Here is a 7,374-nt window from a genome sequence, read left to right as displayed (position 1 = left end):
TCGCAGCGAATCCATCCGCCGGCGGTGCGGCAGTCTGCGTTCGTAAAGGAGTTGATCGGTGAACTCGAGCGTGCGGGCTGGTCGGGTCCGAGGGCGCCGACGTCATTTGCTTCGACACCCTTCGGGGTCGCGTCTGACGGGGACCGGATGCCCGGAGGTGTCGCTTCGCTCACCTCCGGCTACTCGCTTGGACCCCGTCGGGGTCAGGCCGCGCGCCCGATACCGCTCAATCGACAAGGTTTTGACAAGCGCAGAGCGCGTAGGACCCACACCAAACGGCTGATACTTTTTTGCCATCAGCCGGTTCGCGCCAGCGTCCGGACGCGAGTAAATCTCGATTTAGCGGTATTGGGCGCGAGCCCTCGGGTCTTTCAAGGTCGAGACCGGACGGCTTCACTTCTCGCTCAGCGGCACGTCCCGAGAGTACTGGTGACAGGCCTTGCAATTGGCAGAGATCTTGGCCAAGAAGCGACTCGCCGTTGCCGGGGGTTGGGCGTCGACCGAGGCGGACTTCGATGCCCAGGTTCGCAACGCCGCCTCCAGTCCTTCGGCGGCTTGCTCGGACTCACGCAAGTAGTGCCGAAACAGGTCCGATTCCTTCAACACGTCGTCGCTACGAAGCAGTTCGGTGAAGTGCTCGCGCATCAACAACGCCTGATGAGCGGGATGCAGGTCGGGATGGTTCGCCGGAGAACGCCATCCGGCCTCGGCGATCTGTTTTAAGTGTTCATGGGTGTGCTCCATCGCCACCATTGCTTCCGCCATCGGGGGCAGGTCAACGGACTCCGGGAATTCCACCTTCAACTCGTCCAACAAGGCGGTTTCTATTGGTGTGACGACACGCGCCGATTCGTACAGTCCGCGATAGTGATGACTGGTTCCGGCCAGCTGCAGAATCGCCAGACTCTCCGACCGGGGAATCAATCCGGCCGCCACACAGGCGACACTCGCTGCCGCGGGGCTGCGATGCTTTCCGTGGTGACAGTGAATGTAGATTTTTCCCTCGAACCCTCGAACGGCTTTCGCCAGTTCCTTCACACGCTCGTCCGGAATGCCATCGTATCCGTGCGGCAGATGGATGTAGCGCAGTCCGTACTTTCTGGCGGTTTCCACGTCCGGCTTCATGCCATCGACGCTGATCACGGTCTTCACCCCGAGCGACTGCAACTCCTGAAAAGCGTTTTCATCGCCGGGCAACCCGCCGGAGATCACGTTGAGATGCACCTGGATCGGATTCGGCAGGTGTTGTGCAGCGATTCGCCGCGGTGTCGTCACCTGTTCACCATCACTCTGTGCGGTTGCTTCTCCACCGGAGTTGCCGGCGTGAAGCTGGACATTCGATTGCAGACAGCCCACAAGCGACACCAAACCCAATGTCCGGGCGATCCAAGCAGTGATCCTGTCCATCCACAATTCTCTCAAGCGAAAGCGACTCTCATCAAACAGTCTGGATTGTATCTGCACATCGGTCGGGTAGGGCGTGGTGGAGCCTACGAATGACTCCAAGCGACCAGATTCTCGAACCAGACCCCGCTCCGCGCAACCTGCGACTGCAGCATGCCGACAGCCGGGCACACGATTTGCGGTCCAGCCCGATTGAAGCAATCCGGCGAGCGTGTGGACGTCGATCTGCATGGTTCGTTTCCCGGTTCGTCTACGCCAGCGCCTTGGTGGCCGATTTCCTTGCAACTTGGTTCCTTTCCAGCCAGCCCTTATGAGCTTCTTGTTGATCGGCGACCTTTCACAATCGACGCTCGATCCGGCGGGACACGGGGCTGCGCAGATCGCGGATCTGTTCCATTGGATGCTGGGCGGCGGCGTGTTGATTTGGTTGATCGTCGTCGGATTGGCCGTCTATTCGGTCGTCGTGCCAGGCGGCCACCGTCCACGGTTGACCAAGACATTGGTCATCGGGGGTGGCGCCGTGTTTCCGACGTTGGTGCTGACGTCACTGCTGTGTTATGCGCTCGCGATGTTGCCTGAATTGCATCGGCCTCCGCCGGATGCGAGTTTGACCATCGATGTAAGCGGGGTGCGTTGGTGGTGGCGCGTGGGTTACCGAACCGGCGAGAACCAACGCGTCGAGACGGCCAACGAGATTCGTTTGCCGGTCGATCAACCGGTTGAATTTAAATTGACCAGTGAGGACGTGATTCATTCCTTCTGGATTCCGGCTCTGGGGGGAAAAGTTGACATGATCCCCGGCCGAGAGACCCGCTTGAAACTGCATCCGAATCGTGTCGGTACATATCGTGGCGTGTGCGCCGAGTATTGCGGTACCGCTCACGCACAGATGGCCTTCGATGTGGTGGTGATGTCGCAAGCCGATTTCGAGCAATGGCTTCGCAGCCAACAACGCGACGCGAGTGAACCGTCCGGCCCGGCCGCCACGGCGGGACGCGAGTTGTTCCACCGCAAGGGCTGCGGCGCCTGTCACACGATTCGGGGCACCGACGCGGGCGGACGAGTCGGCCCCGATTTAACCCACTTCGGCAGCCGGCTCAGCTTGGGCGCGGCCATCAAGCCCAATGATGCGAACCACCTGCGGCGTTGGATCAGCCGTACCCACGATGTCAAACCAGGCGTGCAAATGCCCGCATTCGAAAGGCTCAACCAAGACGAACTGGATTCGATTGTCGCTTACCTGGAGCAACTGAATTGAATACGGACGCATCCAGCGACGCATCCGGCGAAGCATCCGACGACGACCGACTCGATGTCCGAGCGAAACGGTTGCTCGACGCATGGCGTACCCCGACAGGTTGGCGATATTGGACGGCGGTCAACAACTCTGAAGTCGGCTTGTGGTACGTGGTCGCCTCGTTCACGTTCTTTCTGTTCGGCGGAATCCTGGCGCTGTTGATGCGCATCCAACTGGCGCTGCCGGACAATGATTTCTTGACTGCCGATCAGTACAACCAAGTGTTCACGATGCACGGCAGTGTGATGATGTTTCTGTTCGCGGTGCCGATTCTGGAAGCGATCTCCATCCTGCTGTTGCCCGAAATGCTCGGCGCACGCGATCTGCCTTTTCCCCGGCTGTCCGCATACGGGTTTTGGTGTTTCGTCATCGGCGGCGTCTTTGTTTGCGGATCGATCTTTTTTGGCGTCGCGCCGGAAGGCGGTTGGTTCATGTATCCGCCGATGACGACGGAATACCAGACCGGCGTGGGCGTCGACATCTGGCTGCTGGGACTCTCGTTCATCGAAGTGGCGTCGATCGCGGCGGCCGTCGAATTGATTGTGGGCGTGATGAAATGCCGCCCGCCGGGGATGCAGTTGAACCTGATTCCGCTGTACGCGTGGTACATCCTGGTCGTCGCCGTGATGATCCTGTTTGCGTTTCCGCCGCTGATCGCTGGCGATTTGCTGATGGAACTTCAGCGGTCGCTCGATTGGCCCTTCTTTGACGCATCGCGTGGCGGCGATCCGCTGTTATGGCAACACCTGTTTTGGATTTTCGGTCACCCCGAAGTCTACATTGTGTTTCTGCCGTCGATCGCGTTGATCGCCATGATCGTACCGACCTTCGCCCGCACGCCGATGGTCGGTTACGGATGGATCGTGTTGGCAGCGGTCGGGACGGGTTTCCTGAGCTTCGGTTTGTGGGTGCACCACATGTTCACGACGGGGCTGCCGGCGATTTCGATCGGTATTTTTTCGGCGGCTTCCCAGGCGGTCGCGATACCGACCGGGATCCAGCTGTTCTGTTTCATCGCAACGTTGCTGATCGGACGCGTCACCAAATCGGTGTGTTTGCTGTTCACGTTGGGCGGGTTGGCAACGTTCATCATCGGCGGGTTGACGGGCGTCATGGTCGCCGTCGCCCCGTTCGACTACCAAGCCCATGACACGTACTTCATCGTCGGACACCTGCACTACGTCCTGATCGGCGGCACCATCTTTCCGATCGTCGCCGGCGTCTACTACTACTATCCCGCCGTCACCGGAAAACAGCTTTCTGAAAAACTGGGGCGGTATGCGTTTTGGTTGATGTTGGTCGGATTCAACGTCAGCTTCTTTCCCATGCACCTGAGCGGTTTGCTGGGGATGCCACGCCGCGTCTACACCTACCCAGCGGAACTGGGGTTGGGGACGTTGAATCTGATTTCCACGGTGGGTGCCTTCGTGCTGGCGATCGGGTTCATCGTCTTTCTCTATGACGTGCTACGTTCCAAAAAGAACCAACCCCTCGTGGCGCGAAACCTCTGGAACGCTGGCACGCTGGAATGGTTGGGTGAAGTGCCCGATAAACCCTGGGGCGTGCGGAGCATTCCGATCGTCGAAAGTCGATACCCGCTGTGGGATCAAGAGGATTTTGTCGAAGACGTCGATGCCGGGCGGTTTTATCTACCCGATGCGGAAGAGGGACTGCGGGAAACGTTGGTGACGTCGGTGGTCGATGCCAAGCCGATCCAATGCCTGCGGGTTCCGGGACCGACGTTCCTGACACACTTCGCCGCGATCTTTACCGGCGGCGTGTTCATTCTGTCAACCTACCACTGGTACGTTGCCGCAACGATCAGCGGCGTGCTCGCGTTCATCACGATTCTGGTCTGGCTGTGGACGGGCACCGCTCCGATTCCGGAAAAACAGGAAAAGGACGTGGGACGCGGTTTGACGTTGCCGATTTACGTCTCGGGATCTAAAGCGGTCGGCTGGTGGGCGATGTTCATCACCATGCTCGGTGATATGACCGCCTTCATTTCGCTGGTCTTCGGCTACTTCTTTTACTGGACCGCCCACGACGACTTTCCGCCGACTGGATCGAGCGGCCCCGGGTGGATCTGGCCCTCCGTCGCCATGCTGACGATGCTGCTCGCCTACTTGGCGACGTTGGCCGCGCGACGGTGGAATCGACAGGATCACGCGGTGAGGTTCTATGGGGCGATCGTTTGCGGAGTCGCCCTGAGCATCGCCGGCGGCTTGGCAGTGCTCTACGGTCCGTGGACACATCAAATGGATCCGACCGCCCATGTCTATCCGGCAATCGTGTGGGTCTTGGCGATCTGGACGGCGCTGCATGTGGTGCTGGGGGTCGTGATGCACCTGTATTGTGCCGCGAGACGCGCCGCCGGCCGGATGACGGCACGCTGTGACGCCGACATTGTCAATGTGACGCTCTATTGGCATTTCCTGATGTTAACGACGGCGATTACATGCTTGGTGATCGCCGGATTCCCGATGGTGGCGAAGTGATGGCGATGACCGAAACGAGAAATCGCGACGAGATCTACAAAACGGATCATGTCACATCGATCTGGTGGATCGTTGCCGCGCCTGCGGTCTGGGCGGTCCATTTCTTGGCAAGCTATTTGACCGCAGCGATCTATTGCGCCAAGTTCGCGGACTCCGATCGCTCGGCCGGTGAAGTTCAGTTGGCGGTGATGGCCTACACCGTGGTGGCGATGGTGATCATCGCCGTCGTCGGCTGGTCCGGTCGTCGCCGGCATCGCGACGGCCATGATCGCAGCCCGCACGATGGAGCAACTGCCGCCGATCTTCGTCGCATGATCGGACTGTCGACCTTTCTGCTGTCACTGCTGAGCGCGGTCGCGACGATCTTCACCGCCCTGGTGTTCTACTTCGTGGGGACCTGCCACTGATGCGTTTGCTGATCTGGAATCTCGGTTGGGTCATTTTGACCGCGGCATGGATGGGACCACTTCCCGACATGGCGCGGCACTCGTTTGCTGCGCACATGACATTGCACATGCTGATCGTCGCGATCGTCGCTCCGATGCTTTCGCTCGCGGCTGCCGGACGCCGCTATGACCCTGTTCGCTTTTGCCCCGCGTTCTTCGCGCCGGTCCCCGCATCGGTCGGAGAGCTGATCATCGTATGGGCCTGGCACGGGCCGGGACTTCACCATTGGGCCAGACACGAAACGGTCGGATTCGTCGTGGAACAGTCCATGTTCCTGGCCGCCGGCGTGTGGGTTTGGCTGTCGGCATTCGGAGGCGGGCAGCCACGAACCCGGCAACGCAGTGCCGCCGGAGTCGTCGGTTTGCTGCTCACGTCGATGCACATGACCTTGCTCGGTGCGTTGCTTTCCCTGTCGCCGCGATTGCTGTTTCACCACCCGCACGGCCTAAGCGGTTTGTCGCCATTGGAAGACCAACATCTCGGCGGGGCAGTGATGTTGGTTGTCGGCGGCATCGTCTATCTGGCAGGCGGCCTGGTGTTGACGGGCGATCTGTTGCGTGGTCGTTCGGCCGAACCGCCATCAATGCAAAATGATACCGCGACGCGTGCGTCGACTTTGGAGGCATCCGTATGCAAGACTTCATAAAGAAACTTGCGTTGCTCGGCCTGGTCTTGGCGACGATTGGAGTGATCGTCTTGGTTTCCGGCATCGTGCCCGTCAAAGCCAGCAGCGGTCATTGGCCGATCACTCGTTGGATGCTTGGTTTTGCCAGCGATCGTTCGGTTGCGTTTCACAGCACCGGGACGGAGGTTCCATCGCTGGACGAACCCGGCATGTTGACGTTGGGCGCGGGCATTTACCAATCCAATTGCAAATGGTGCCACGGCTCCCCAGGCTCACCGATGCCGCCGGTGCCAGCCGCGATGACACCCGCGCCGCCCTACCTGCCCGATGTGCTGCGTGACTTGGATTCCGCTGAGATGTTCTACATCGTCAAACACGGGATCAAGTTTACCGGAATGCCGGCCTGGCCGACCCGTCAGCGAGACGACGAGATCTGGCCGTTGGTCGCGTTTCTGCGGCAGTTCAGCCAAATGAGCGACTCCCAGTATCGGGACTTGGTCGACGTCGATGAAGGCACCGCTGCACCAGAAGTTGTGACCGAGCAATGCGCGATTTGTCACGCGTCCGACGGGATGGGACGCGGCAGTGATCGTGTACCGATCCTTGCCGGCCAAAACGAAGCCTACTTGCGGGAATCGCTACAGGCCTTCGCCGAGGGCAAACGACACAGCGGTGTGATGGAACCGATCGCGGCGCGGCTAAGTAAGCGAGAGATGAGCGACGCGTCGAAGTGGTACGCAAGTCAAACCGCGACGTCGCAGGGTCGGTTTGACTTAGACGACGAATCCGTTCAGGCGGGACGAAGATTGATTTCGCAACACGACGACACGCTGAAAGTAGCCGCCTGTTCGAAGTGTCATGGTCAAGACAACGATCCGTCCTATCCCGTTCTGGCAGGACAACCCGCCGAGTACTTGGATCGTCAACTGGCGTTGTTCCGAAACCGATCACGAGGCGGAGTCGGCAGCGGCAACCAGATGCACTCCATCGCCGACGCCCTCGACGAAGATCAGTCACAGCAAATCGCCAGCTACTTCGCTTCCCTTCGTCCCGAGCCGATCGAGTCCGACCCATGATCGTCACTCGACGTTGATTTTCGACTG

6 protein-coding genes are annotated in these 7,374 nt (G+C 59.8%); 5 read left to right on the top strand and 1 reads right to left on the bottom strand.

Features of this window, described 5'->3' with window-relative positions; genetic code table 11:
* Positions 1 to 393: 393 nt before the first annotated feature.
* Positions 394 to 1,407 (bottom strand): hypothetical protein, encoded by a 1,014-nt coding sequence (locus ABX749_RS15260; protein ID WP_372896728.1) that lies wholly within the window; start codon positions 1,405 to 1,407, stop codon positions 394 to 396.
* Positions 1,408 to 1,714: 307 nt separating this feature from the next.
* Between ABX749_RS15260 and coxB the strand changes: the two genes are divergently transcribed.
* From coxB to ABX749_RS15235, 5 genes are read left to right on the top strand one after another with little or no spacing between them, the layout of a single operon-like run.
* A complete protein-coding gene (coxB, locus tag ABX749_RS15255) occupies positions 1,715 to 2,662 on the top strand; it encodes a cytochrome c oxidase subunit II (protein ID WP_372896727.1) in 948 nt (315 codons plus the stop codon).
* A complete protein-coding gene (gene ctaD / locus ABX749_RS15250) occupies positions 2,659 to 5,199 on the top strand; it encodes a cytochrome c oxidase subunit I (RefSeq protein WP_372896726.1) in 2,541 nt (846 codons plus the stop codon). Before coxB ends, ctaD begins: the two co-directional genes overlap by 4 nt.
* Positions 5,160 to 5,606 carry a transmembrane prediction gene (locus ABX749_RS15245; protein WP_372896725.1) on the top strand — a complete coding sequence of 149 codons (447 nt, stop codon included), beginning with the start codon at positions 5,160 to 5,162 and terminating at the stop codon, positions 5,604 to 5,606. The genes ctaD and ABX749_RS15245 overlap by 40 nt, the downstream gene beginning before the upstream one ends.
* Positions 5,606 to 6,292 carry a cytochrome c oxidase assembly protein gene (locus ABX749_RS15240; protein WP_372896724.1) on the top strand — a complete coding sequence of 229 codons (687 nt, stop codon included), beginning with the start codon at positions 5,606 to 5,608 and terminating at the stop codon, positions 6,290 to 6,292. The genes ABX749_RS15245 and ABX749_RS15240 overlap by 1 nt, the downstream gene beginning before the upstream one ends.
* Positions 6,277 to 7,347: a c-type cytochrome gene (locus ABX749_RS15235; protein ID WP_372896723.1), complete on the top strand. Its 1,071-nt coding sequence runs from the start codon at positions 6,277 to 6,279 to the stop codon at positions 7,345 to 7,347. Before ABX749_RS15240 ends, ABX749_RS15235 begins: the two co-directional genes overlap by 16 nt.
* Positions 7,348 to 7,374 lie beyond the last annotated feature (27 nt).

The organism is Stieleria sp. (genome assembly GCF_041595215.1).
GTDB classification, from domain to species: Bacteria; Planctomycetota; Planctomycetia; order Pirellulales; family Pirellulaceae; genus Stieleria; species Stieleria magnilauensis.
Note: the sequence above shows the minus strand (reverse complement) of the source record. Positions and strands in the feature narration are given on the sequence as shown.

Bases quoted from the DNA above. Each gene is read 5' to 3' on its own strand.
- ABX749_RS15260 (WP_372896728.1), bottom strand. From the start codon at position 1,407: ATGGACAGGATCACTGCTTGGATCGCCCGGACATTGGGTTTGGTGTCG.
- coxB (WP_372896727.1), top strand. From the start codon at position 1,715: ATGAGCTTCTTGTTGATCGGCGACCTTTCACAATCGACGCTCGATCCG.
- ABX749_RS15245 (WP_372896725.1), top strand. From the start codon at position 5,160: ATGCTTGGTGATCGCCGGATTCCCGATGGTGGCGAAGTGATGGCGATG.
- ABX749_RS15240 (WP_372896724.1), top strand. From the start codon at position 5,606: ATGCGTTTGCTGATCTGGAATCTCGGTTGGGTCATTTTGACCGCGGCA.
- ABX749_RS15235 (WP_372896723.1), top strand. From the start codon at position 6,277: ATGCAAGACTTCATAAAGAAACTTGCGTTGCTCGGCCTGGTCTTGGCG.